The sequence below is a fragment of the Canicola haemoglobinophilus genome, assembly GCF_002015075.1.
Classification (GTDB): Bacteria; Pseudomonadota; Gammaproteobacteria; order Enterobacterales; family Pasteurellaceae; genus Canicola; species Canicola haemoglobinophilus.
In genome coordinates this window covers 1-24,436 of sequence record NZ_MUXZ01000008.1, presented here as the reverse complement: position 1 = coordinate 24,436, position 24,436 = coordinate 1, and the positions used below count along the sequence as shown (strand labels likewise).

23 protein-coding genes are annotated in these 24,436 nt (G+C 37.9%); 11 read left to right on the top strand and 12 right to left on the bottom strand.

Features of this window, described 5'->3' with window-relative positions; genetic code table 11:
* Positions 1-14 precede the first annotated feature (14 nt).
* Both djlA and dusC read left to right on the top strand, forming a co-directional pair.
* Complete coding sequence (djlA, locus tag B0186_RS02950) at positions 15-884, top strand: co-chaperone DjlA (RefSeq protein WP_078217910.1); 870 nt, start codon at positions 15-17, stop codon at positions 882-884.
* Positions 885-888: 4 nt separating this feature from the next.
* Positions 889-1,818 carry a tRNA dihydrouridine(16) synthase DusC gene (dusC, locus tag B0186_RS02945; protein WP_078217909.1) on the top strand — a complete coding sequence of 310 codons (930 nt, stop codon included), beginning with the start codon at positions 889-891 and terminating at the stop codon, positions 1,816-1,818.
* Positions 1,819-2,019: 201 nt separating this feature from the next.
* Here the strand turns inward: dusC and holA are convergent, their stop codons facing one another.
* From holA to B0186_RS02925, 4 genes are all read right to left on the bottom strand, one after another.
* A complete protein-coding gene (holA, locus tag B0186_RS02940) occupies positions 2,020-3,057 on the bottom strand; it encodes a DNA polymerase III subunit delta (RefSeq protein ID WP_078217908.1) in 1,038 nt (345 codons plus the stop codon).
* Entirely contained in the window at positions 3,057-3,560 is a 504-nt protein-coding gene (locus B0186_RS02935) for an LPS-assembly lipoprotein LptE (protein WP_078217907.1), read from the bottom strand. Before B0186_RS02935 ends, holA begins: the two co-directional genes overlap by 1 nt.
* A 53-nt stretch (positions 3,561-3,613) precedes the next feature.
* Positions 3,614-6,196: a leucine--tRNA ligase gene (gene leuS, locus B0186_RS02930; protein WP_078217906.1), complete on the bottom strand. Its 2,583-nt coding sequence runs from the start codon at positions 6,194-6,196 to the stop codon at positions 3,614-3,616.
* Between the two features lie 175 nt (positions 6,197-6,371).
* Positions 6,372-6,746, bottom strand: coding sequence for a helix-turn-helix domain-containing protein (locus B0186_RS02925; RefSeq protein ID WP_078217905.1), 375 nt, complete (start codon positions 6,744-6,746; stop codon positions 6,372-6,374).
* A 139-nt stretch (positions 6,747-6,885) separates the two neighbouring features.
* On the opposite strand from B0186_RS02925, the gene B0186_RS02920 reads away from it, so the two are divergent.
* Together B0186_RS02920 and B0186_RS02915 are read left to right on the top strand one after the other, a co-directional pair.
* Complete coding sequence (locus tag B0186_RS02920; RefSeq protein ID WP_078217904.1) at positions 6,886-7,191, top strand: hypothetical protein; 306 nt, start codon at positions 6,886-6,888, stop codon at positions 7,189-7,191.
* 12 nt (positions 7,192-7,203) lie between these two features.
* Entirely contained in the window at positions 7,204-7,938 is a 735-nt protein-coding gene (locus tag B0186_RS02915; protein ID WP_078217903.1) for a hypothetical protein, read from the top strand.
* Between the two features lie 35 nt (positions 7,939-7,973).
* On the opposite strand, the gene apaH is transcribed toward B0186_RS02915, so the two are convergent.
* The 4 genes from apaH to pyrR form a co-directional block, all read right to left on the bottom strand.
* On the bottom strand, positions 7,974-8,798 hold the full coding sequence (gene apaH, locus B0186_RS02910) for a bis(5'-nucleosyl)-tetraphosphatase (symmetrical) ApaH (RefSeq protein WP_078217902.1): 825 nt from the start codon (positions 8,796-8,798) through the stop codon (positions 7,974-7,976).
* An 18-nt stretch (positions 8,799-8,816) separates the two neighbouring features.
* A complete protein-coding gene (rsmA, locus tag B0186_RS02905; RefSeq protein WP_078217901.1) occupies positions 8,817-9,689 on the bottom strand; it encodes a 16S rRNA (adenine(1518)-N(6)/adenine(1519)-N(6))-dimethyltransferase RsmA in 873 nt (290 codons plus the stop codon).
* 74 nt (positions 9,690-9,763) lie between these two features.
* The gene (locus B0186_RS02900) at positions 9,764-10,708 is read right to left on the bottom strand and encodes a peptidylprolyl isomerase (protein ID WP_078217900.1); all 945 of its coding nucleotides are present in this window, start codon (positions 10,706-10,708) and stop codon (positions 9,764-9,766) included.
* Positions 10,709-10,789: 81 nt separating this feature from the next.
* The gene (pyrR, locus tag B0186_RS02895) at positions 10,790-11,332 is read right to left on the bottom strand and encodes a bifunctional pyr operon transcriptional regulator/uracil phosphoribosyltransferase PyrR (protein WP_078217899.1); all 543 of its coding nucleotides are present in this window, start codon (positions 11,330-11,332) and stop codon (positions 10,790-10,792) included.
* Between the two features lie 284 nt (positions 11,333-11,616).
* On the opposite strand from pyrR, the gene ald reads away from it, so the two are divergent.
* Both ald and B0186_RS02885 read left to right on the top strand, forming a co-directional pair.
* A complete protein-coding gene (gene ald, locus B0186_RS02890) occupies positions 11,617-12,726 on the top strand; it encodes an alanine dehydrogenase (RefSeq protein ID WP_078217898.1) in 1,110 nt (369 codons plus the stop codon).
* Between the two features lie 91 nt (positions 12,727-12,817).
* Positions 12,818-14,173 carry a sodium-dependent transporter gene (locus B0186_RS02885; protein WP_078217897.1) on the top strand — a complete coding sequence of 452 codons (1,356 nt, stop codon included), beginning with the start codon at positions 12,818-12,820 and terminating at the stop codon, positions 14,171-14,173.
* A 25-nt stretch (positions 14,174-14,198) separates the two neighbouring features.
* On the opposite strand, the gene purN is transcribed toward B0186_RS02885, so the two are convergent.
* Together purN and purM are read right to left on the bottom strand one after the other, a co-directional pair.
* Positions 14,199-14,834: a phosphoribosylglycinamide formyltransferase gene (gene purN / locus B0186_RS02880; protein ID WP_078217896.1), complete on the bottom strand. Its 636-nt coding sequence runs from the start codon at positions 14,832-14,834 to the stop codon at positions 14,199-14,201.
* Positions 14,834-15,871, bottom strand: coding sequence for a phosphoribosylformylglycinamidine cyclo-ligase (gene purM / locus B0186_RS02875; RefSeq protein ID WP_078217895.1), 1,038 nt, complete (start codon positions 15,869-15,871; stop codon positions 14,834-14,836). The genes purN and purM overlap by 1 nt, the downstream gene beginning before the upstream one ends.
* A 187-nt stretch (positions 15,872-16,058) precedes the next feature.
* On the opposite strand from purM, the gene B0186_RS02870 reads away from it, so the two are divergent.
* Entirely contained in the window at positions 16,059-16,517 is a 459-nt protein-coding gene (locus B0186_RS02870; RefSeq protein ID WP_078217894.1) for a surface-adhesin E family protein, read from the top strand.
* Positions 16,518-16,760: 243 nt separating this feature from the next.
* On the opposite strand, the gene rdgC is transcribed toward B0186_RS02870, so the two are convergent.
* Positions 16,761-17,666: a recombination-associated protein RdgC gene (rdgC, locus tag B0186_RS02865; protein WP_078217893.1), complete on the bottom strand. Its 906-nt coding sequence runs from the start codon at positions 17,664-17,666 to the stop codon at positions 16,761-16,763.
* A 63-nt stretch (positions 17,667-17,729) separates the two neighbouring features.
* Between rdgC and proC the strand changes: the two genes are divergently transcribed.
* From proC to xerD, 3 genes are read left to right on the top strand one after another with little or no spacing between them, the layout of a single operon-like run.
* A complete protein-coding gene (gene proC / locus B0186_RS02860; protein WP_078217892.1) occupies positions 17,730-18,545 on the top strand; it encodes a pyrroline-5-carboxylate reductase in 816 nt (271 codons plus the stop codon).
* On the top strand, positions 18,545-19,741 hold the full coding sequence (locus B0186_RS02855) for a 3-phenylpropionate MFS transporter (protein WP_078217891.1): 1,197 nt from the start codon (positions 18,545-18,547) through the stop codon (positions 19,739-19,741). The genes proC and B0186_RS02855 overlap by 1 nt, the downstream gene beginning before the upstream one ends.
* A complete protein-coding gene (gene xerD / locus B0186_RS02850) occupies positions 19,738-20,631 on the top strand; it encodes a site-specific tyrosine recombinase XerD (protein ID WP_078217890.1) in 894 nt (297 codons plus the stop codon). Before B0186_RS02855 ends, xerD begins: the two co-directional genes overlap by 4 nt.
* An 84-nt stretch (positions 20,632-20,715) precedes the next feature.
* On the opposite strand, the gene tal is transcribed toward xerD, so the two are convergent.
* Positions 20,716-21,669, bottom strand: a complete 954-nt coding sequence (tal, locus tag B0186_RS02845; protein ID WP_078217889.1) for a transaldolase — start codon at positions 21,667-21,669, stop codon at positions 20,716-20,718.
* Positions 21,670-21,867: 198 nt separating this feature from the next.
* Between tal and lptD the strand changes: the two genes are divergently transcribed.
* Positions 21,868-24,213, top strand: a complete 2,346-nt coding sequence (gene lptD, locus B0186_RS02840) for an LPS assembly protein LptD (RefSeq protein ID WP_078217888.1) — start codon at positions 21,868-21,870, stop codon at positions 24,211-24,213.
* The last annotated feature ends 223 nt before the right edge of the window (positions 24,214-24,436 follow it).

Sequence of the window (24,436 nt, the reverse complement as noted above, 5' to 3'; positions counted from 1 at the left end):
CTACAGGAGCTAAAATGAACTTTTTCGGAAAAATGATCGGTTTTATTGTTGGCTGGCGTTTTGGCGGTTTTTTTGGCGCCATTGCTGGTTTAATTTTAGGGCACCTTGCCGATAAAAAGCTCTATGAGCTAGGCAGTGTGAACTCCACTTTTTTCAAAAATAAACTGACTCGCCAATCACTCTTTATGCAAACCACTTTTGCGGTATTAGGCCATCTAAGCAAAGCCAAAGGGCGAGTTACTGAAGACGATATTGCATTAGCTACAAGCCTCATGCAACAGCTCAATCTCGATGATGCTGGCAGACGTTTAGCACAAGAAGCCTTTAATCGTGGTAAACAAGCGGATTTCCCTTTACGCCAAGTTATTCGTGAATTCCGTTTAGGCTGTGGACAAAGAGCGGATCTATTACGCATGTTTTTAAGCGTACAAGTCAAAGCAGCTTTTATGGACAATGAACTGCAAATGGCAGAAAAAGAGGTCTTACAAATTGTCGCAGAAGAATTGGGATTATCTCGTTTCCAATTTGAGCAAATGCTCGCTATGGAATTAGCTGCTCGCCACTTTAGTCGTGGTGGTTTTTATCAACAAAGTGGTTCTTATCAACAAGGGAGCTATCAAGGCTACCAACAGCAAGGACAATATCAAAATAGCTATCAGCAATCAGGCCCAACTTTAGATGATGCTTATAAAGTCCTTGGTGTGTCTGCCACTGATGAGCAACAAACCGTCAAACGTGCCTATCGCCGTTTGATGAACGAAAATCATCCAGATAAATTGGTTTCTAAAGGCTTACCACCCGAAATGCTCGAAATGGCAAAAGAAAAAGCACAACAAATTCAAGCCGCTTATGATTTAATTTGCAAAGCGAAAGGCTGGAAATAACCTAATGCGAGTTATTTTAGCGCCAATGCAAGGCGTGCTTGATCCTTTTGTGCGTCAATTGTTAACAGAGGTCAATGAATACGACCTCTGTATTTCTGAGTTTGTACGCGTTGTTGATCAACTTCTACCAAGCAAAGTTTTTTATCGTTTATGCCCTGAATTGCACAATCAGGGCTTTACTTCTTCTGGTACGCCTGTTCGTGTACAACTTTTGGGACAATATCCACAATGGCTTGCAGAAAATGCACAACGCGCCATTGAATTAGGTTCTCAGGGGGTTGATTTGAATTGTGGTTGTCCTTCCAAAACCGTCAATGGAAGTCATGGCGGCGCTTCTTTATTAAAACAACCAGAGCTGATCTATCAAGCCACTAAAGCTATTCGCCAAGCGGTTCCTAAGGCGCAGCCTGTTAGCGTAAAAGTGCGGTTAGGTTGGGACAATGTTGAACAAGCCTTTGAAATTGCGGACGCTGTGCAACAAGGAGGCGCGACGGAAATCACTATTCATGGACGTACCAAAATGGATGGTTATCGTGCAGATCGGATTAATTGGCATAAAATCGCTGAAGTGAGAAAGAAATTGCGTATTCCTGTGATCGCTAATGGTGAAATTTGGCATTGGCAAGATGGGCAAAATTGTTTAGCGATTACGGGTTGCCAAGATTTAATGATCGGGCGAGGAGCGTTAAATATTCCTAATTTAAGCCATGTGATCAAATTCAATGCTGAAAAACTTGATTGGCAACAAGGCGTAATGCCAATTTTGTATAAATATGCTTATGTTGAAAACGAATTCGATAGTGGTTTTTATCACATCGCTCGAATTAAACAATGGCTACAATATTTGAAAAAAGAATACTCAGAAGCCACCGCACTTTTTGAACACATTAAAACTTGTCAAAGTGCGGAAGAATTAAGGGAAAAATTAAGATAAAAAATTGCGACATTATGTAGCAAATGCACAAAACCTTAAAGAGATAAGAAAAGTAGGGACGCCACGCTGGCATCCGTTTTAAATATCAGTACAATTGCTTGATTTTACAGAGAATTTTAAAATCTTTATTCGGACGCCAGCGTGGCGTCCCTACAAATACATTGCTATATAATATCGAAAAATTGCCACTGAGAAAAAATCTTAGTGGCAAATTTTTGCTGATAAGTCTGTCAATTTATCCCAAACATTATCACTAAATTCTAATTTAACCATGCGCTCAAGATCGGCAAGTTGTTGAATAATTGAATATAATTTTCGGTAAGTCATGCGCTGTATCGCTTGCACAAAAAAAGTGCGGCGGTTTTGCCATACTTTGAGGCGATCAAATTGATCTTTTAATTGCGCACTTGGTAAGGGAATATCAATATTCTCAATACGCTGCTGTTGCTGGGTCAGTTGCAAGATAGTCAGCAGCTCTCGTTGCAAGGTGCGTAATAAGATGATGGGTTGTACGTCCTCAGCTTTTAAGCCTTGTAAAATTCGCTCTGCTCGTCCTAATTTTCCTTCTAATAAGGCATCTACCCATTGAAATACAGTGAAAACAGAAGACTGCTCAACCACAGAATTTACTCGATTTAAGGTCAACTTATGATCTGGATAAAGCAAATCCAGCAATTGCAACACCTGTTTTAGCGCAAGCAAATTATTTTCATAGCTATAACAAAGTAAATTTATTGCTTCTGGCGCAATCTCTAATTTCATATTGTACGCCCGTTGTGTTATCCAACGAGGCAATTGCTCAAGGGTTGGGGTCTGGCAATTCACTAACACAGCATGAGGATTTTGTTGATTAGCTAACTCAAACCAAGCCTGCTTTTCCATTGGTTTAGTGAGTTTGGCTAATTGTAAAATCAAAAGCAGGTCAGAATGAAGTAAAGAGATAAGTTCTTGTAAGTTTTTTTGGATAAGTGCGGTCAGATTTTCAGGTAAATTTAGCACTAAGATTTGGCGTTGAAAAAACAAGCCCATGGATTGAGCTTGTTCTAGAATAGCTTCCCAGTCAGTAGAATTATCTACATTGATTTCTAACTTTTCGTCAAATCCTTGTGATGCTGCTGCTTGTACAACGGCATCACGGCTTTCCACCAGCAACAAAGGATCTTGCCCTACTAAATAATAAATGGAAGACAAGTTTTTACTGAGTGACGTTGGAAGTTGCTCCGTAAAAATACGGTTCATTATTTACCTTGTAACTGCGCTTGTAATGCAATCATTTGGCTGATTAATTGGCGTGCTGCTTGTTCACGCATATCATTCCAAATAACCTCTTTTTCCACAGATTTTGCTAATGCAGCACGAGAGTTATCAAAGAAAGTGTGGTTCACATTTGCACTAATTGGATAACTTTGTTTGTTTGGCAAACGTACTGTCGCCTGCACTTCTAACATTAAAATTTTCTCTGCCTCATGACCTCGTTTGAAAATAGACACAACTTGATCGCTCATTTTAGTGCTATTTAAGCGTAAAACAGTGATATTCGATTGGCTTTCAACAATATTCACGTTATTAGCTTGTAATTGGCGACGTAGTGCAATTGACATATCGCTATGAGGATCGCTACTTTCTAACACAAGTGTTCTGAGTTCATTTGGGATTAACTCACCATTTTGAAAATGAAATCCACAGGCGCTAATAGCCAAAATACTTGCACCAAGTAAAACCGTTTTAATTTTTTTGAACATAAAAATTCCCTTAAATTGAACCGCACTTTTACAAGTGCGGTTGTATTTTTATCTTATTTCGCCACAAAGCTAAATAATTTACCCGGTACATAAATGGTTTTAACGACGGTTAAACCATTTAAGAATTTTTGTACATTTTCTTCAGCTAAAGCCACTTGCTTAATGTCTTCTTCAGCCATATCAGCAGGTACGGTAATTTTACTGCGAACTTTACCATTCACTTGCACCACCACTAATTTTTCATTTTCGATCATTGCATCTGCATCAGCTACAACCCAAGGGGCGAAATCAATAGCACCTTCGTTGCCTAAATCTTGCCAAAGTTGGAAACAAATGTGTGGTGTAATTGGGTAAAGCATACGCACAACTGCACTCAATGCCTCTGCCATAATTGCACGGTCTTGTTCTTCCGCAAGCGGTGCTTTAGTCAGTTTGTTCATTAACTCCATCACAGCCGCAATCGCAGTGTTGAAGGTTTGACGGCGGCCAATATCATCACTCACTTTAGCAATAGTTTTGTGTACATCACGGCGTAAAGCCTTTTGTGCTGCTGAAAGTGCGGTTGGATTTAGGGCAGTTTCCGCTGGATTTTTATTGTATTCAAACACTAAATTCCATAAACGGCGTAAGAAACGGTTTGCCCCTTCAACGCCAGATTCTTGCCATTCCAAGGTCATTTCTGCTGGCGAAGCGAACATCATAAATAAACGCACGGTATCCGCACCATATTTTTCCACCATTTCTTGTGGGTCAATACCGTTGTTTTTAGATTTAGACATTTTGGTCATACCGCTATGTACAAGCTCATGCCCTTCATCATCAACAGCTTTGATAATACGCCCTTTTTCATCACGTTCTAAAGTCACTTTGGTTGGCGATACCCAAATACGTTCATTAGTTGGACTGGTGTAATAGAATGCATCTGCAAGCACCATTCCTTGACACAACAATTTTTTGCTTGGCTCATCAGAAGTCACAAAGCCTGCATCACGCAACAATTTGTGGAAGAAGCGGAAATACAATAAGTGCATGGTTGCATGCTCAATTCCGCCGATATATTGATCCACTGGCAACCAATAATTTGCTTCGTCAGCATCTAACATACCTTGTTGGAATTGTGGCGAAGTATAGCGAGCGTAATACCAAGAAGATTCCATAAAGGTATCAAAAGTATCCGTTTCTTTTAGTGCTGGTTGACCGTTATAAGTGGTTTTTGCCCATTCAGGATCGGCTTTAATTGGACTTTTCACACCGTCCATGACCACATCTTCAGGTAATACAATTGGCAAATCTTGTAATGGTGCTGGCACCACATCGCCATTTTCTAAGGTCAACATTGGAATTGGTGCTCCCCAATAACGTTGACGAGAAACCCCCCAGTCACGCAAACGATAATTGACTTGGCGTTTTCCTACGCCCATTTGCTCAAGTTTATCGGCAATGCCATTAAAAGTGCGGTCAAAATCTAGACCATCAAATTCACCTGAGTTAATCGTAATGCCATATTCAGTATAAGCTTGTTTAGAAAGATCTAATTCAGAATTATCCGCTGGTTTAATCACAGGGAATAAAGGCAATTGATATTTTTGTGCAAATTCATAATCACGTTGGTCATGAGCTGGAACTGCCATTACTGCACCTGTGCCGTAATGCATTAATACGAAGTTTGCCACCCAAATCGGCAACAATTTTCCCGTAATTGGATGAACAGCATACAAACCTGTTGCCATGCCTTTTTTCTCCATGGTAGCAAGTTCAGCTTCAGCCACTTTGGTATTTTTAGCCTCTTGAATAAAGGCTGCTAATTCTGGATTATTTTGAGCCACACTTTCAGCTAATGGGTGTGCAGCGGCAACCGCTAGATAAGAAACACCATAGAATGTATCTGGACGAGTGGTGTAAACAGTTAAGTTTTGGTCTGAGTTATCGACTTTAAAAGTAATCTCAACCCCTTCAGAACGACCAATCCAGTTACGTTGCATGGTTTTTACCATATCTGGCCATTCAGGAAGTTGGTCTAAGCCACCTAATAATTGTTCCGCATAATCGGTAATTTTAATAAACCATTGAGGGATTTCTTTTTGTTCCACAGGTGTATCACAACGCCAGCAGCAACCTTCATGAACTTGCTCATTCGCTAATACAGTTTCATCATTCGGACACCAGTTTACTGTTGAGGTTTTTTTATACACTAAATCTTTTTTGTACAACTCAGTAAAGAACCATTGTTCCCATTTATAATATTCAGGTTTGCAAGTTGCAATTTCACGATCCCAATCAAAACCAAAACCCAAAATTTTGAGCTGATTTTTCATGTATTCGATATTTTCATAAGTCCATTTTGCTGGTGCAGTTTTATTCTTCACCGCAGCCCCTTCCGCAGGCAAACCAAAAGCATCCCACCCCATTGGTTGTAACACGTTTTTACCATTCATACGTTGATAACGAGAGATTACATCGCCAATGGTATAGTTACGAACGTGTCCCATGTGTAAACGACCAGAGGGATAAGGGAACATCGAGAGACAATAATATTTTTCTTTGGAAGGATCTTTGATAGCTTTGAATGTTTTATTTTCAGCCCAATATTTTTGTACTTCTGATTCAATAAGATCAGGACGGTATTGTTCTTGCATAATATTACCTTTTATATGAAAACCTACCGCACTTTTGGTGTGGAATGCCTCAAAAGAAGTAAAAAGTGCGGTCTAAATTGAAGATAGAAAATGTGGTATAGGATAGCCGAAAATGGCTAAAATTGATAGGAAAATTATTGATAACACTGTTGACTCAATGGAACTCGTCAGTGAATTATTTATTCATTACGTCTAAAAAATTAATTAAATTTCTACGTTGTTCATTAGATAGTTTTGCCCAATGATAATCCAATCTAGATTTTAGTGCGTCATTCCTTAATGGAACATAGGTTTCTTGCGAAGAAAAAGTTAAATTATCTGCTTTGCTATCTGCAAAAAACCAGCTAATTGGGGTATCCAAAATCACGGCAATATTGACCAAATGAGCAACATTAATTTTTGTCGCACCACGTTCATAACGCGAAAATTGTTGTTGAGAAACGCCAATTTGCTCTGCTAAATTTTCTGCGGTTAAACCTAATTCTTTTCTTCTTTGTTGAATTTTTCTTCCAATAGCAACATCTACTTCAACAGCAACAAATCTACTCATTCTCTTACCCGTAAAAATATTCAATGAATGATATTTTTCCCATTTATACTCTTGAGTTGATTGTTTTGATGTTGTATATTTCAAAATATACTCAACTAATGAGTATCAACTATAATTTACAACTCAAAAGGGAATTAAAATGAAAAGATTTGTACTACTTAGCCTATCTTTTCGCTTAGCTGGCTGCTTAATGATGCGACCTTATCCTCCTCAACCTGAGCCATACTGGTATAAAGAAGGAGCAACCGCACGAGATGCAAGCACAAAATTGGCAAAATGCAAATATGATGTTGGAATGAATAAAGTTGATCCCTCAGGGGAAATCTCATTAATCCATAGCTGTATGATCGCTGATGGTTTCCGCTGGCAAGTTTATCCAGAAGACAAAAAAGCATGGCAAGAAAAAGTTGATGCATTGCAAAAACAAGGATATCAACTTTATTAAAGGATAATCTAAATGGCAAAAAATATATTTTTGACAATGTTAGCAACGGTTGTTTTAACCGCTTGTTCATCAAGTTCAAAGGAAGTTGTTGGTATTGAAGATACCATTACTTTGGCTAATCACAGTACATTTCAATTAACATCATTGAAACTTAAACCAAAACGAGTCGAAAATCTTCGCATTATTACAAGAGGGCATAATGCAAGTGCGGTAGCTGGCGATGTTGCGGAAACAATTCTTTGTAACCCTTTCTCACTTTTTAACTTAATTGGAGCTTGTAGAGCCAAGATTTATACTCATTCAAAAGAAGATTTAATGGGCGAAATTACGCCAATTCAAAATATCAGTATCAGCTATGCTTATCCAAAATATAAGGAATTATTAAAGCAAAATATTGTTTTCAGTAAGCCAATAAATTACAGTCAAATTCCACTCTATTTCGTTCATGGCGATAATTATCTTGTTTATGATAATGAGCATTATAAATTAGCGGTACAATTCGCTATTGCTGTACGTTTCCAAAAGGACAATTTGAAAGACAGCTCCCAATTCTATTTTCAAAATACTGATTTTCAGTGTCAAGAAGAAGTGAGCGGCTTTACTAAAGAGCAATGGCAAGCTGATAACTACGCTTTAGCAGTCACAGAAGGAAAAAAACTCATTGTTCGCTGTCTTCAACGCCTAGATAAAACACATTTTGAAAATATAGGAAAACAAATTGAAGACTTTCGCAGTCATTATCTTTAATCAATAGATTGTAAGGTGCAATAAGTTGTACCTTACTATTCAGCATAATTTTTTACCGCTCTTTGTACAAAATATTGCTTATCTTCCCAACGCAACATTGTCATACGATTGCCCCAAACACAGCCCGTATCGAGCGCATAAATATTGCTAGGTGTTGGCGTATCCACTAAACTCGCCCAATGCCCAAAAACGAGATTTTGTGTTTTAAATAATGGATTATTCAAATTAAACCAAGGAGTAAGTTCTTGTGGTGCTTGATCCACAGGAGCTTTGCAATCAAAATCTAAACGATGATCCCAATAGCAAAAACGCATACGCGTAAAAGCATTAATGCTATAACGTAAGCGTGCTAATCCTTGTAAATCCGTAGACCAACGATCAGGCTGATTGTCATACATATTACTGATTAAATAATGATAATCGCCATTTTGTAATTCATTTTCTACTTCTTTAGCACAAGCTTTCGCAGTAGCTAAATCCCAATCTGGCGAAATGCCTGCGTGAGTCATGACAAAATCACATTTTTCATCATGAACCAGTAATGGCTGCTGACGCAACCAATCAATAAGTTCGGCAAAATCTGGGGCAGCAAAAATCTCATCGACCCGATCTTTAGGCTTAATTTTTTTGATACCAAGTGCGGTGGAAATTAAATGCAAATCATGGTTGCCTAAAACAGTTTGTGCTGATGTTCCTAAGGATTTTACCAAGCGCAAACAGTCCAAAGATTTATCCCCACGAGCAACTAAATCGCCTACCAGATAAAGCTTATCTTGTTTAGGATTGAATTGAACTTGCTCTAATAAAAGCTGTAATTCGTCATAGCAGCCTTGTAAATCACCGACTAAATAAGTTGCCATAATGTTGCTATTTATTGGTTATTCTAAATCTAACAAAATCTCATCTTCGCCTATCTCTTGCTTGTCTGCTGGCGGATTATCAGCGAGATAATTAGCCAATTTTGCATAATCAGCAATAGAGAGGTTTTCTGCTCGTGCATTTAAATCAATATCAAGTGTGGTCAATTGTTCAGCGGAAAATAAAGTTGATAAGGCATTGCGTAAGGTTTTTCGGCGCTGGTTAAAGGCTTGGGTAGTCACTCGATTTAACCAATACAAATCTTTTACAGGATGTGGCAATTCTTTATGTGGCACAAGACGTACAACCGCTGAATCCACTTTAGGCGCTGGTTTAAAGGCACTTGGTGGCACTTCTAACACTGGTAATACTTGGCAAAAATATTGCGCCATAATAGTTAAGCGTCCATAGGCTTTACTATTAGGAGCAGCACAAAGGCGTTTTACCACTTCTTTTTGCAACATAAAGTGCATATCTTGAATAATTGCATGGTACTTGAATAAATGAAACATTAAAGGTGTGGAAATGTTGTAAGGCAAGTTACCAAAAACACGCAATTTCTGATTTTTCTCAGCGAGTTTTTCATCAATATAAAGCTGTTCAAAATTAAATTGCATCGCATCATGTTCAATGACATTGAGCTTTTGATGTAAAAATGGATGATGACGTAAACGTTCAGCAAGATCACGATCCAGTTCAACAACAGTTAAGCGCTCTACTTTTTCTGCCACTGGTTCTGTCAATGCCCCTAAACCCGGTCCAATCTCAAGTAAAAATTGATCTTTTTGTGGATAAATTGCCATCACAATATTTTGGATAACATTATTATCATGCAAGAAATTTTGCCCAAAACGCTTACGCGCGGTATGTCCTAAATGTTTTTTTGAATTCATAAGTGAAAATTTGAATGGTAAAAATTGGCGGTATTATAAAACAAAAATCCCGACTTTGCGCCGGGATCTGATGATTAATTGAAATATTGAATATTAGCACGTTTACGTAGGGCTTTTACCCAGTCGCCAGATGCTTCTTTTAATTGTTGATTGACAATTTGCTGATATGCTTCTTGCATATAAGCATCTTGAGTTCTATCGCCATCACGCACATCTGTCACTTCTAAAATATGCCAACCGAACTCAGTTTTAAATGGTGCAGAAATCACGCCTTTTTTAGTAGATTGGATAGTTTTTGCAAATTGTGGCGCATACGCATCAGGGAACATAAAACCTAAACTTCCACCATTTGCACCAGAAAGGTAATCTTTAGAATATTTTAACGCAGCATCCGCAAAAGAAATTTTGTTTGCCAAAATATCTGAGCGAATTTGTGTCAATTGTGCTTTCGCTTGTGCATCATTTAACAACGGATTTAATTTCAATAAAATATGGCGCACATTGTATTCAGGTGCGGTTACTTTTTTCTCTTTTCCTTGTGACTTAGCTTGCTCAAGTAGCTGTTTTCCTAGAGCCTGAACTTCTTCACGAGTGACATCAACGCTGCTTCCAATTGCTTGATTACGAACTTCACCCATGATGATTTGATTAGCAATTTGTTTGCGATAAGCCTGATAATTAATGCCTTGATAATCTAAAGCATCAAGAAGCTGTCCGAAAGTTAAGCCATTTTGAGCAGCAATCCCTTCAATAATTTGGTCAATATGAGCTTGGCTTACCTTTACAGCTGATTGCTGAATCGCTTTTTGTACCAATAAATCATCAATGACGCTCTCTAAAGCTGCTTGACGATTAGCTTCGTTATTTGCACGTTTGCCCAATGCTCTTTTCACTTGGCTTTCTAAAATTGGATTGCCATCCACTGCAGCCACAACTCTTTCACGTGCTTGTGCAGTTGTTGCAACACTAAATAATCCAACGATTGAAAATAAAACTGTTTTTAAATTGAATACTTTCATTTTTTATTCCGCTTTGTTATTCCACGATAAGTTTGTAAAACCGTTCCTTAGAGTAGCAATTTTACAAAAGGTTCACAAACCTTATTTTGTCAATAATGCTACTTCGTAACGCCCATCAAATTGCATTGTGCGAACTTGCACTTGTTCACTGCGACTGGTTGGAATATTTTTCCCAACATAATCGGCTCGAATAGGTAATTCTCTGTGCCCACGATCAACAAAAATCACTAGCTCCACTTTCGCAGCCCGACCAAAATCAACCAAAGCATCAAGTGCGGCGCGAATTGTGCGCCCCGTAAACAATACATCATCCACTAAAATCAAGGTTTTATTTTGGATATTAATATAATTTGATGCGCCACTATAAACGGGCAATTGGTGTTGTTGGTCTGCATACTCTAAATCATCACGATAAAAAGTAATATCCAAATCAATAGAAGGCAACTCAATGTTACTCAACTCAGCAATTCTTCGCTTTAGTAATTCTGCGATTTCAGCACCTCTACGCTTAATCCCAACAATTATCACATCATCTAAAGATTGATGCTTTTCAATAATTTCATGGGAAATGCGAGAAATTGTGCGCATGAATTGACTTTCAGCAATAATGATTTTTTCTGCCATTTTTTATCCTAAAACGCTCATCAAAAAATTGTGCTTACTATAGCAAACAAATCTAAAAACTCGCAGAAAAATTACCGCACTTTTTGTAAAAGAAAGTGCAATGTAAATGTCACCATTTCGAACAACTAGATATTTTTGCTAAAAGTGTGAAGCATTTCGCATTTTTAATCTTTTAAAAACAATACAATGTTAATAAGTTGTTAACATTTGAAATATATTGTAACAATTTACATCATTTTTGGTTACAAAAATGGTCAATTCAAACATACTCAGGAGAAAATAAAATGATTATTGGTTGTCCAAAAGAAATTAAAGTTCAAGAGTATCGTGTAGGTCTAACTCCTGCCAATGTTCAATCCTATGTGGAGGCTGGGCATACTGTTTATATTGAAACCCATGCTGGTGCAGAAATTGGTTTTAGCGATGAAGCCTATCAAAAGGCTGGTGCGCTTATTGCAGACAAAGAAACACTTTTTGCTAAAAGTGATTTAATTATTAAGGTTAAGGAGCCTATTGAGGAAGAATACCATTATTTCCGAGAAAACCAATCACTTTATACTTATCTTCATCTTGCTGCAGATAAACCTCTCACTGAAATGCTTCTGAATAAAAAAATTCAATCCATTGCTTACGAAACCATTAAAACCCCAACTGGCTTACCTTGCCTAGCACCAATGAGCGCTATTGCAGGTCGCTTAGCGACTCTTGAATCAGCAAAATATATCCAAAAAACTTTTGGTGGAGCGGGTATATTATTGAGTGGAACCGCTGGCACACCTAAAGCCAAAATCGTGATTCTTGGTGCTGGTGTGGTAGGATTGAATGCGGCACAAGTTGCCGTTGGCATTGGCGCAGATGTAACTATTCTAGACATTAATGCGGAACGCCTAGCTTATATAGATCAAATCTTCGGAATGAAAATTAAAACTCGCACTAGTTCAAGAGGTAATATCTTAGATTTATTACCTGAAGCAGATGTTGTAATTGGTGCAGTATTAATCCCTGGCGCAAAAGCACCGCACTTATTACGCCGTGAAGACCTAAAATTGATGAAAAAAGGTTCTGTTTTGGTGGATGTTGCTATTGATCAAGGTGGCTGTTTTGAAACTTCAAAGCCAACCACACACAATAATCCTACTTATGAAATCGATGGAGTCATCCATTACTGTGTTGCCAATATGCCCGGTTGTGTTGCTCGTACATCAACATTAGGACTTACAGATTCAACGCTCAGTTATGGACTTAAAATCGCTAAACTAGGTGTAAAAGAAGCATGTTTATCAGATCCAGCACTATTGCAAGGTTTAAATACTTATAATGGTAAATGTACTTTCAAAGGTGTAAGCGAAGCATTTGGACTAGAATATACCCCACCTGAAGTTGTACTAGCTTAATGGTTTCTTTTTCAGTATTATCCACCCACTAAATCTTGCTAAAGCCTAGAAGGGTTTTAGCAAGATTGTGCTTAACTATTCTGAGGTAATTATGACAACAAAAGAAAAACGACAGTCTTGGTCAAGTCGACTGGCTTATGTTCTTACTGTAGCTGGTGCGACGATTGGTTTTGGTGCAACTTGGCGATTCCCTTATCTCGTGGGAGAAAATGGTGGTGGGGCATATGTTTTACTGTTTTGCCTTGCCATGATCGTTATTGGTATCCCCATGATTTTGGTAGAAAATGTGATTGGTCGTCGTATGCAAATCAATAGCGTGGATGCTTTTGGAGGGAGTGCAAATGGCAAAAAAATCAACCGTACTTGGAAACTTCTTGGTTACATGGGACTACTAGGATCTTTTGGTATTCTTGCTTATTACATGGTTCTAGGGGGTTGGGTATTAACCTATATCGGTAGTCTTATTTCTGGTAATCTTGATCTTTCTAATCCTGTAACAATTGATACAACATCACAATTTTTTACTGACAATATTCAAAATAACCCGACGCTTATTCTGATTTATACCGCACTTTTTGTGTTAGCAAACTACATTATTTTGGTCAAAGGCGTTGTCAATGGAATTGAACGATCGGTTAAATATTTGATGCCATTATTATTTATATTTCTATTAGTGATGATCGTTAGAAATATAACTTTACCGGGAGCAATGGAAGGAATTAAATTCTACCTGATTCCTGATTTTTCAAAAATCACAGGTAAGCTTTTTGTCTTTGTATTAGGTCAAGTTTTCTTTGCATTAAGCTTAGGTTTCGGTGTTTTAATCACATTGTCTAGTTATTTAGATAAAAAAGAGAATTTAGTCAAAACAGCAACTATTACAGGCGTTGTCAATACGCTGATTGCTTTAGCAGCAGGCTTTATGATTTTCCCATCATTATTTACTTTCAATGTATCACCAAACTCAGGACCAACTCTTGTATTCCAAAGCTTACCTATTGTGTTTTCACATATGTGGGCTGGTGGTGTTTTTGCGACGATTTTCTTTAGTTTATTAGTGATTGCAGCCTTAACAACGTCCTTGACTATTTATGAAGTGTTAATCACAGCATTACAAGAAAAAACCAAACTAAACCGTAAACAAGCTATTGCGTTAACTCTGGGCGCAATCTTTATATTAGGCAATGTCCCCTCTACTTTAGGAGATAACGTTTGGCGCAATGTCTCTATTATGGGAATGAGTATTTTCGATGCTTTCGATTATGTGAGTGGAAATATTTTATTTATTTTAACCGCACTTGGTAGCGCTATTTTCGTTGGATTTGTATTAAAAGATGAAGCGAAAAAAGAATTAGGAGCAGGTGAAAAATTCACTAATATTTGGTTTAACTATGTGAAGTATATTATCCCTATCATTATCTTAGTTATTTTTATCAATTCTCTTTAGTTTAAAGGGGCGAAAGCCCCTTGAATCAATAACTTGCGCCATGTGATGGTAATTGTTCTCCGTCTAAATAAGCACTTCCGTTAATTAATTTGAGCCTATCACTGACAAACCATTGCACCACTAAAGGATAAATGCGTAATTCTTGCGTTTTCACTCGTTGCTCAATATCTGTCACAGTATCTGCAGGGAAAACAGGTACTTTAGCTTGTAATACCACCGCACCTGCGTCAACTTCTTCATTCACAAAATGCACGGTTGTACCATGCTCAGTTTCACCAGCATCCAATGCCTGTTGATAAGTATTTAAACCAGGAAATTTAGGCAACAAAGAAGGATGAATATTCAAAATTTTCCCCACAAAACGCTGAGTAAATTCTGCAGTTAGAATTTTCATATAACCAGCCAAAACAATTAAATCAGCATTAATCGATTGGATATAATCGCCAATCGCTTGATCCATTGCCTGATTATCGACAAAATTTTTGCGTAAGAATGTTTGGGTAGGAATATTTTCTAGTTTTGCTCTTTGTAAACCAAATGCAGAGGATTTATTACTTATTACGGCGCAAATTTCAGCTGAAATGCGACCGCACTTACAGGCATCAATCAATGCCTGTAATGTCAATCCTTCACCAGAAATTAAAACAACGATCTTTTTCATTAGCCAATCACAACTTGTTCTTCATCGGCATTAGCATGCTCAATTTTACCAATTACCCATGCGGTTTCACCGGCTTGCTGCAATAATGCTAATGCTGTTTCCACATCTTCTTGTGGAAGAGCAATAATCATACCGACACCGCAGTTAAAGGTTCTATACATTTCATGACGGTCAATATTGCCTTGCTCTTGCAACCATTTAAAAATAGGCTGCCATTCCCAACTTTTCTCATCAATCACAGCCTTAACCGAAGCTGGTAACACACGAGGGATATTTTCCCAGAAACCGCCACCGGTTAAATGACAAATAGCATGAACATCAGCATGCTTAATTAATTGTAAAACGGATTTCACATAAATTTTGGTTGGCGCAAGGGCTTGCTCTGCTAATGGGCGACCAGCTAATTGTTCTGTTGCAGGATCAATTCCAGCCACATCAATCACTTTGCGAATTAGGGAATAACCATTAGAATGAGGTCCACTTGAAGCGAGGGCAATTAACGCATCTCCCACTTTAACGTTGGAGCCATCAATAATTTCGGATTTCTCAACAACACCGACACAGAAACCAGCTAAATCATAATCTCCAGCATGATACATTCCCGGCATTTCTGCAGTTTCACCACCAACTAGGGCACAACCAGATTGTACGCAACCATCGGCAATCCCTTTAATCACATCAGCGGCAACATCCACTTCTAATTTTCCTGTTGCATAGTAATCTAAGAAAAATAACGGTTCTGCACCTTGCACCACAAGATCATTTACGCACATAGCCACTAAATCAATCCCAATGGTGTCATGTTTTTTCAAGTCAATCGCAAGACGTAATTTAGTCCCAACACCATCAGTGCCAGACACAAGCACAGGCTCTTTATATTTCGTTGGCAAAGCACACAAAGCACCAAAACCGCCTAAACCACCAATAACCTCTGGTCTAGTTGTGCGCTTTACATCAGATTTAATGCGTTCCACTAATGCATTTCCAGCATTGATATCTACACCTGCGTCTTTATAACTTAATGATTGTTTACTCACGATTGTATCCTAAAAATTAGTATTGTTAATGAAAACGGGCGCTATTGTAACACGCTCACGCAATCGTTTGCGATAGATTTTATAAAGAAATTTTATTTCATTTATTTTTATGATGGAATTAGATCTTCAAGAAAAATTGTGACAAAATAATTCGTCGCTAAAGTATCCAAAATTCAAGGAGTTAAAAGTGAAAAAACTAGGCCTTATTTTTAGCGCTATTTTATTATCGGCTTGCGCCCAACAAACGACAAATGATCTCAAATTATCCCCTCCAGATATAATTAAATCTGGCCTTATTCCTTTATATCAAAATAGCCAAGAATATATTGATACAAATTCAGTACAGGTAGATAAATCAAATAAACGCTTAGTTCATCTCGATGTTGTAACGAATTTATCAACAGCAGCTTTTGTTTACAAAGAGCAACCTGATACCTACGCAAAATCTCTCCGTAAGCATAAAACACTTAACTGTGAAAATTATATTTTGATTCACAATCAACAAACTTTTTATTCTGAATTTTGGGGAGAGGGTTTATCGACAATAAAACAAGCACAACCAACGCAACCAACAGCAATAGCAAAACACTCGCCACTATATACTGTAGGGCAGGTAATATGTGAAAAATTGTATCGCAATTGGTAAAAAGAAGTTATAATCCAGTTCCTCATTTTATTTTTATTATTATTTTTTATCATTGTTTTTCATATACGGATACCCTTTTGTATATGAACGTTGAATATAATCAGTAATAGCTCGTCACTATTACGAAACTGTAGGACAAAACGGATTTTATCCCATGAGTTTCATTTAAGTTATATCAACCTATAAATGACAAAACGGCGTAATTTTTAGTTACGCCGTTTTTTTAGAGCAAAATTTTCTCTTTTACAACCGCTCTTTTTCTCCACCAAATTCATCTAAAAGATTGTCGGTTAATTTAGCCAGTATGCCCGTCATCAAGACAAAATCCGCATCAAAGCGTTGAGCAAAATCTTCTTTCAAAATATCATCATTTTGTTCACGAATTTGATCAGCAAATTTTAAGCGTTTTAAACTTGCATCTTCATTCAGGGTAAAACTCAAATGCTCGTCCCAATCCAGTGATAATTTGGTCACATATTTGCCTGAATTTAATAAGCCTAAAATTTCTTCACTATCAAGGGTTTGCTGTTTACAACGAATTACCGCTTGATCTTGACTGCCTTGCAATTCTGCATCTTCCAATACGGTCAGCCATTGAGGTTCATTTCCCTTGACCCAATCGGTCATAATCAAACTTGGTTCATTAGCAAAAGCCAAAGGAACAACAGGCAAAGAACCTAGAGATTTTCTCAGCAAAGCTAAACAATCTTCGGCTCGTTTGCTTGAGGCGGTATCAATGTAAATTAAGTTTTTTTCCGCATCAATCCACATAGCAGTGTGCTGATTTTTACTAAATGCCCGTGGCAATAAAGTGGCTATCACATCATCTTTTAATGCCTGCTTTTCAATTTTTTTCAGCTTTCGATTTTCTTTTTGTTCAAGTTGCTCAATACGTTCATCCAACTCACGTTTAATGACTTGTGCGGGCAAAATCTTTTCTTCTTTATGCGCAACGAGCAATATTTGCTTGCCAACAGAAAAATATAATAACTCACTTTCACGCAAAGGCTCAGACCAACCAAATTTACTCATATCGGATTGCTGGCAAGGATGATATGCACATTGTAGCAACTGGGATTGTAAATTTTCTGCTGACCAATCAAGAGATTTCGTCAAGCGATAAACTAGGGCATTTTTAAACCAAAACATCGTTCTTCCTCAAGGGTTTTCATGTACAATATGGCGTTATTGTAACTTATTCGAGATAAAAATATGCAACATAAATTAATTAGCTTTATTGGTGGCGGAAATATGGCGCAAGCTATTGTTTTTGGCTTATTAAAACAGGGCTATCCTGCCGAGCTTATTTGTGTTTGTGATCCAAACCAGCATCGCCGAGATTTATTCAGTGCGCAAGGAACACAAGTGAGTGATGATAATGTTAAAGCCATACAAGATGCTGAAGTTATTTTACTCGCAGTCAAACCGCAAATTATGGCTGACGTTTGTGCGCCATTAAGTGCGGTGGATTTTTCCAATAAATTAGTGATTTCCATTGCGGCAGGGATTTCTACCGCAAGATTAACTGCGCTTTTACCAAGCGCAAAAAATATTATTCGTGTTATGCCAAATACGCCAGCATTAGTTTCACAAGGCATGGCTGGCTTATTTGCTACGGAGCAAGTACCAACCGCATTAAAACAATTTGCTCAAGACTTATTAAGTGCGGTAGGAAAAATCTGTTGGCTTGAACAAGAGCAAGACATGCACTCAGTGACCGCAGGCTCAGGAAGTAGCCCAGCTTATTTCTTTTTATTTATGGAAGCTATGCAACAAGCCTTAGTAGAAATGGATCTAGATCCGCAAACCGCTCGCTTATTAGTACAACAATCTGCATTAGGGGCAGCACAAATGGTGATTGACAATCCACAGACAGCCTTATCAGCTCTGAGAGAAAATGTCACATCAAAAGGCGGAACAACCGCGGCTGCCTTAGCGGTTTTTGAGCAAAAAAATATGACACAAACAATCAAGCAAGCAATGCAAGCCTGCGTGCAACGTTCACAAGAAATGGAGAGTTTATTTTAATGAGAGTTTCACCTTTTAGCTGGTTGGCTATTTGTTTATTTGGCTATTTCTTTGCTTACGGCGTTTTTGTGCCTTATTTTCCCGTGTGGCTAAAATCTCAGTCATACGATGAAACCACCATTGGTTTAATCTTAGCTAGCGCTTACTTTTTCCGTGCCTTAGGCGGAATTTGGTTTTCTTCTTTAGTTAAACTTCCTTCGCAACTCATTAGCGGTTTACGCTATTTAGCTTGGGCAACTTGTGCTTTGATGTTTATCGCAGGCTTTATTGCACCGCATTTTTGGTTACTTTGTATCTTAGTCGGGCTTTTTTCCATGGCAAATTCAGGGGGCATACCTTTAATGGATACCCTTTCTACCACTTGGCAGCAACAACAAGGCGTTGATTATGGTAAAGCACGTATGATTGGCTCCATTGCTTTTGCCGCTGGTGTGGTGATTTTCGGCTATGTGATTGAAATGATTGATGCGGAAAATATTGTGTGGATTTTGACCGCACTTTTAGTCCTTTATGCATTGGGGCAAATGGCAATTCCAACCCATCCACCAGTGGATCCGATTAAGCCAACCCAACAAGAAAATACAGATATAGAAAATGCCCATTTTAGTTTTGCGCAATTACTAAAAAACAAAGTAACATTACGCTTGCTTATTGCCATTTCACTTATTCATGGTTCTCATGCGGCTTATTATTCTTACAGCGTTTTATACTGGCAAGAATTGAATATTCCGCTACAAGCCATTGGCAGCCTTTGGGCATTAAGTATTGTGGCAGAAATTGTACTCTTTTTCTTTTCGTCCAAATGGTTTAGTAATTGGAAAGTAAGCTCATTATTTTACCTCGCTGCTGTAGGGGCGGTTGTGCGCTGGGGCGGTTTAAGTATTGCGGACAATATCGCCATGATTGCTTTTATCCAACTTTTACATAGCATCACTTTTGCCACTAGTCATTATGCCATGATCCGCTATATTTCAACTCAGCCGCATCAAGCTATTGCCAAGTTACAAGGCTTATATAACAGTCTGGCAGCCTGTATTGCGATTGGTTTGTTAGCTGGACTATCGAGCTTAATTTACCCAATTTCGCCGTTTTATACTTTCTTAACTATGATGCTTATTGCAGTGCTGGCTATCCCGATTATTCCAAGAAATATCAGTGCATTTCGTCAAACCGTTATCACTAGAGTTGAAGAATGAAAGACAACGCATTAATCGAGCTTTTCTTAAATGAATTATGGTTAGAAAAGGGATTATCTGAAAATACAATCCAATCTTATCGCTTGGATCTGACCGCACTTTCGCAATGGCTAGAACCTCAAGGGCTGGGCTTTGAAACCCTTGATGCAGTGGATTTACAAACATTTTTAGGCGAGCGTTTAGTTCAAGGTTATAAAGCTACCAGCACCGCCAGAATGTTAAGCGCCTTGCGCAAACTGTTTCAATATTTGTATCGGGAAAAATATCGTATAGATGATCCAAGTGCGGTGCTAAGTTCGCCTAAATTACCAAGTCGCTTACCCAAATATCTCACGGAACAACAGGTAACCGACTTGCTCAATACGCCAAACACAGAAATTCCCTTAGAGTTAAGAGATAAAGCCATGTTGGAATTATTGTACGCTACGGGTTTGCGTGTCACAGAATTGGTCAGCTTGACTATTGATAGTATCAATATCAATCAGGGTGTTGTACGAGTTATCGGTAAAGGCAATAAAGAGCGTATTGTGCCTATGGGAGAGGAGGCGAGCTATTGGGTTCGCCAATTTGTCTTATATGGGCGTGCTTTTCTGTTAGATGGGCAAAGTTCTGATGTGGTCTTTCCAAGTCGCCGAGGTACACAAATGACCCGCCAAACTTTTTGGCATCGAGTGAAATATTATGCGGTATTGGCTGAAATTGATACCGCCGCACTTTCGCCCCATGTTTTACGCCATGCCTTTGCCACCCATTTAGTCAATCACGGCGCAGATTTGCGTGTGGTGCAAATGTTGTTGGGACACAGCGATTTATCCACTACGCAAATTTATACTCATGTGGCAAAAGAGCGATTAAAACATTTACATGCAAGATTTCATCCAAGGGGATAATAAATTCAATACAATTGTGAACAACAAATTAAGCTCAAAAAATAAGGACGAAAATTTTCGTCCTTAATTTTATTTAATACTAAACTAGAATTTTGCTAGCAACATCGCTTCTAATTTTTCTTGGTCAGCGGCAAATTTACGGATACCGTCTGCTAATTTTTCCACTGCCATTGGATCGCTATTGTGTTGCCAATAGAATTCACTTTCAGTTAATGCTTGTGGTTTTTCTTGAACCTCGCCTTTGAATTCCAATTTGCGCACAAGTGCGGTGGTATTTTCTTGTAATTCTTTTAATAGCGCTGGAGCAATAGTTAAACGATCGCAACCTGCTAACTCAGTAATTTCGCCAACATTACGGAAACTTGCGCCCATTACCACGGTGTTATAACCATATTGTTTGTAGTAATTATAGATTTTCGTTACAGAAATCACGCCCGGATCTTCAGCTGGTGCATATTCTTTCTTATCGCTATTTGCTTTGTACCAGTCAAGAATACGACCAACGAAAGGAGAAATTAAGTAAACGCCAGCTTCTGCACAAGCACGAGCCTGAGCTTCGGAGAATAACAAGGTTAAGTTACAATTAATGCCCTCTTTTTCCAAAATTTCTGCTGCGCGAATACCTTGCCAAGTTGATGCGATTTTGATCAAAATACGATCATTACTAATACCTGCTTCGTTATACAGTGCGATAAGTTTACGTGCTTTTTCTACAGTAGCTTGTGTATTATAAGAAAGGCGCGCATCCACTTCAGTTGAAATACGTCCCGGTACAATTTTTAAAATTTCTAAACCAATATTTACCGCTAATTTATCTTCAGCATCAATTAGTTGCTGTGCTTTATCCGCACTTTTTGCTTTTGCATACGCAATTGCCTCATCAATTAACGATGCATATTGTGGTAATGATGATGCACTTAAAATTAGAGATGGATTTGTGGTTGCATCTTGTGGTTGATATTTTTTAATTGCTTCAATATCACCTGTATCTGCAACGACTACTGTCATTTCGCGTAAAGCATCTAATTGTGTTGTCATAGTTTTTCCTTTTGTTTATCTATACAGAATTGAACTGGCATACAATAGCATATCTTGGAAATTATGAAATCATTATTTTGATTTTAAAAGCAGAGTTTAAAATAAGAATAAGCACATTCTTCGCCTTATTTATAATGCTTTTTAGCGCAATTTTATTTATAATCTTGGCTAATTTTCGGCAAACAAAATAGCACAACAATGAAAAAGACTTATACCCTACTTTCTCTCTCAATTTTTACCGCACTTTATAGCTTATCTTCCCAAGCAAGTTTACAACAACAATGCTTAGTAGGCGTGCCTCATTTCAATGGTGAAATCATTCAGGGCAATCCCAATGATTTGCCTGTTTATATTGAAGCTGATAAGGCTGAGCTCGAACAATCGAGCGTAGCTCGCTACGAAGGCGATGTAAATGTAAAACAAGGCAATCGTCATCTAACAGCAGGTATGATTGAAATTGAGCAAGCAGGTAAAGACAAAAGCACTCAACGTTATGCTTATGCAAAAAATGGCTTTGACTATAAAGACAATTTAATTAATTTAGATGGAAACAATGCGAAGATCCATCTAAATAGTAAAGATGCCAATATTCAAGATGCAAACTATCAATTAGTTGGACGACAAGGTCGAGGTACTGCAAAAGAAGTTGAGTTACGAGAAAATTATCGTTTAATGAAAAATGCCACTTTCACATCTTGTTTACCAAATGATAATTCTTGGTCTATTGATGCCAAAGAAATGCGCCAATATATCAAAGAAGAGTACGCTGAAATGTGGCATGCTCGCTTTAAAATCGCTGGTGTTCCTGTTTTCTACACACCTTATTTACAATTACCAATAGGCGATCGCCGTCGTTCTGGATTGCTTATTCCAAATGCAGGAATTTCTAGTCGTGATGGCTATTGGTATGCTCAACCATTTTATTGGAATATTGCACCGAACTTTGATGCTACATTTACGCCAAAATATATGTCTCATCGTGGCTGGCAATTAAATGCAGAAACGCGTTATTTAACTCGTATTGTTGAAGGTAAAATCGCAGCTGAATATTTAAACACGGATCGCTATTCCGATTATTTAGAGACAGATAGAGATCGTCATCTATTGTACTGGGAGCATAATTCTAGTTTCCTAAAAGATTGGCGTTTAAATGTAAACTATACGAAAGTAAGCGATAAACGTTACTTCAATGATTTTGACTCTAGATATGGGAATAGTACAGATGGCTATGCAGATCAAAATGCACGTATTGCTTATTACCAGCCTAACTACAATATTTCTATTGCAGTAAAACAATTCCAAGTTTTTGATGAAGTAGATGTTGGACCTTATCGTGCATTACCACAAATTGACTTTAATTATCATCGCAATGAAATACTGAATAGCCCAATTGACTTTAGTCTATTTTCACAAGCCGTTCATTTTGATAATGACAGTGCATTAATGCCTACTGCTTGGCGTTTCCATATAGAACCAAGCTTATCCTTACCACTTGCTAATCGCTATGGTAGTTTAAATATTGAAACTAAACTTTATGCTACTCGCTATCAGCAAAAACGCGGTAAGGGCGAGAATGCAGAAGATGTGAAGAAAAAAGTTAATCGTGTACTACCACAAGTTAAACTTGATTTTCAAACTGTCTTAGCCAATAAACAGAGCTTTATCGATGGCTATACACAAACATTAGAGCCAAGACTTCAATATTTATACCGCCCTTATAAAGATCAATCAGATATAGGTATAAAACAAAATAATAATGATTATTTAGGTTTTGGTTATGACTCAACCTTATTACAACAGGATTACTTCTCGTTATTCCGTGATCGTCGCTATAGTGGTTTAGATCGTATTGCATCTGCTAATCAATTTACCATTGGGGGAACAACCAGATTCTATGATGAAAAGAGTAACGAACGTTTCAATTTATCCATTGGTCAGATCTATTACATCACAAATTCACGTATCGATAATAACCAACAAAATAGTACACAAGGAAGCTCATCATCTTGGGCATTAGAAAGTAACTGGCGAATTAATAAGAAATGGAACTGGCGTGGAAGCTATCAATATGATACTCGCTTAAACAAAACTTCTTTGGCAAATACTGTTCTAGAATATAATCCAGAAAATAATAACTTAGTACAACTAAGTTATCGTTATGTAAGCCAAGATTATATTGATCAAAACCTGGCTGGCAAAAACACTTATGGTCAAAGCATCAAACAGTTAGGAATAGCTGCGGCTTGGGAATTAAATAATAATTGGGCTGTAGTGGGTCGTTATTACCAAGACTTGGCTCTCAAAAAACCAGTTGAGCAATACTTAGGTGTTCAATACAACACTTGCTGTTGGTCTGTTGGTGTTGGCGCTAGACGATATGTAACAAGTAAAGCTAATCAAAGTGCCGATGAAGTACTTTATGATAATAGCTTTAGTGTCAACTTTGAATTACGTGGTCTATCCCCAACAGACCACAAAAGTGGTATAGAGGATATGCTTAAAAGAGGAAAACTACCTTATATTAAAGCCTTTAGCCTCTACTAATTTCGAGTTTCATAAAAACATAAAAAATAAACCGCACTTTAAAAGTGCGGTTTATCTCAGACCATTGACAAACCTCTAGACATCTTTCTAGAGGTTTGATCTAATAGGCATCTCAAAAAAGGAAATGCCTATGCTCAAAAATACCACCTCTCCCCAATATGAGCTCGAGATGATAAGTCTCGAACAACTCGTGCCTAAAGACCGTCTTGTCCGTAAGGTGGCG

What these genes read in the sequence shown, in the direction of transcription:
- djlA (WP_078217910.1), top strand. Translation starts at nt 15, where the DNA reads ATGAACTTTTTCGGAAAAATGATCGGTTTTATTGTTGGCTGGCGTTTT.
- dusC (WP_078217909.1), top strand. Translation starts at nt 889, where the DNA reads ATGCGAGTTATTTTAGCGCCAATGCAAGGCGTGCTTGATCCTTTTGTG.
- holA (WP_078217908.1), bottom strand. Translation starts at nt 3,057, where the DNA reads ATGAACCGTATTTTTACGGAGCAACTTCCAACGTCACTCAGTAAAAAC.
- B0186_RS02935 (WP_078217907.1), bottom strand. Translation starts at nt 3,560, where the DNA reads ATGTTCAAAAAAATTAAAACGGTTTTACTTGGTGCAAGTATTTTGGCT.
- leuS (WP_078217906.1), bottom strand. Translation starts at nt 6,196, where the DNA reads ATGCAAGAACAATACCGTCCTGATCTTATTGAATCAGAAGTACAAAAA.
- B0186_RS02925 (WP_078217905.1), bottom strand. Translation starts at nt 6,746, where the DNA reads ATGAGTAGATTTGTTGCTGTTGAAGTAGATGTTGCTATTGGAAGAAAA.
- B0186_RS02920 (WP_078217904.1), top strand. Translation starts at nt 6,886, where the DNA reads ATGAAAAGATTTGTACTACTTAGCCTATCTTTTCGCTTAGCTGGCTGC.
- B0186_RS02915 (WP_078217903.1), top strand. Translation starts at nt 7,204, where the DNA reads ATGGCAAAAAATATATTTTTGACAATGTTAGCAACGGTTGTTTTAACC.
- apaH (WP_078217902.1), bottom strand. Translation starts at nt 8,798, where the DNA reads ATGGCAACTTATTTAGTCGGTGATTTACAAGGCTGCTATGACGAATTA.
- rsmA (WP_078217901.1), bottom strand. Translation starts at nt 9,689, where the DNA reads ATGAATTCAAAAAAACATTTAGGACATACCGCGCGTAAGCGTTTTGGG.
- B0186_RS02900 (WP_078217900.1), bottom strand. Translation starts at nt 10,708, where the DNA reads ATGAAAGTATTCAATTTAAAAACAGTTTTATTTTCAATCGTTGGATTA.
- pyrR (WP_078217899.1), bottom strand. Translation starts at nt 11,332, where the DNA reads ATGGCAGAAAAAATCATTATTGCTGAAAGTCAATTCATGCGCACAATT.
- ald (WP_078217898.1), top strand. Translation starts at nt 11,617, where the DNA reads ATGATTATTGGTTGTCCAAAAGAAATTAAAGTTCAAGAGTATCGTGTA.
- B0186_RS02885 (WP_078217897.1), top strand. Translation starts at nt 12,818, where the DNA reads ATGACAACAAAAGAAAAACGACAGTCTTGGTCAAGTCGACTGGCTTAT.
- purN (WP_078217896.1), bottom strand. Translation starts at nt 14,834, where the DNA reads ATGAAAAAGATCGTTGTTTTAATTTCTGGTGAAGGATTGACATTACAG.
- rdgC (WP_078217893.1), bottom strand. Translation starts at nt 17,666, where the DNA reads ATGTTTTGGTTTAAAAATGCCCTAGTTTATCGCTTGACGAAATCTCTT.
- proC (WP_078217892.1), top strand. Translation starts at nt 17,730, where the DNA reads ATGCAACATAAATTAATTAGCTTTATTGGTGGCGGAAATATGGCGCAA.
- B0186_RS02855 (WP_078217891.1), top strand. Translation starts at nt 18,545, where the DNA reads ATGAGAGTTTCACCTTTTAGCTGGTTGGCTATTTGTTTATTTGGCTAT.
- xerD (WP_078217890.1), top strand. Translation starts at nt 19,738, where the DNA reads ATGAAAGACAACGCATTAATCGAGCTTTTCTTAAATGAATTATGGTTA.
- tal (WP_078217889.1), bottom strand. Translation starts at nt 21,669, where the DNA reads ATGACAACACAATTAGATGCTTTACGCGAAATGACAGTAGTCGTTGCA.
- lptD (WP_078217888.1), top strand. Translation starts at nt 21,868, where the DNA reads ATGAAAAAGACTTATACCCTACTTTCTCTCTCAATTTTTACCGCACTT.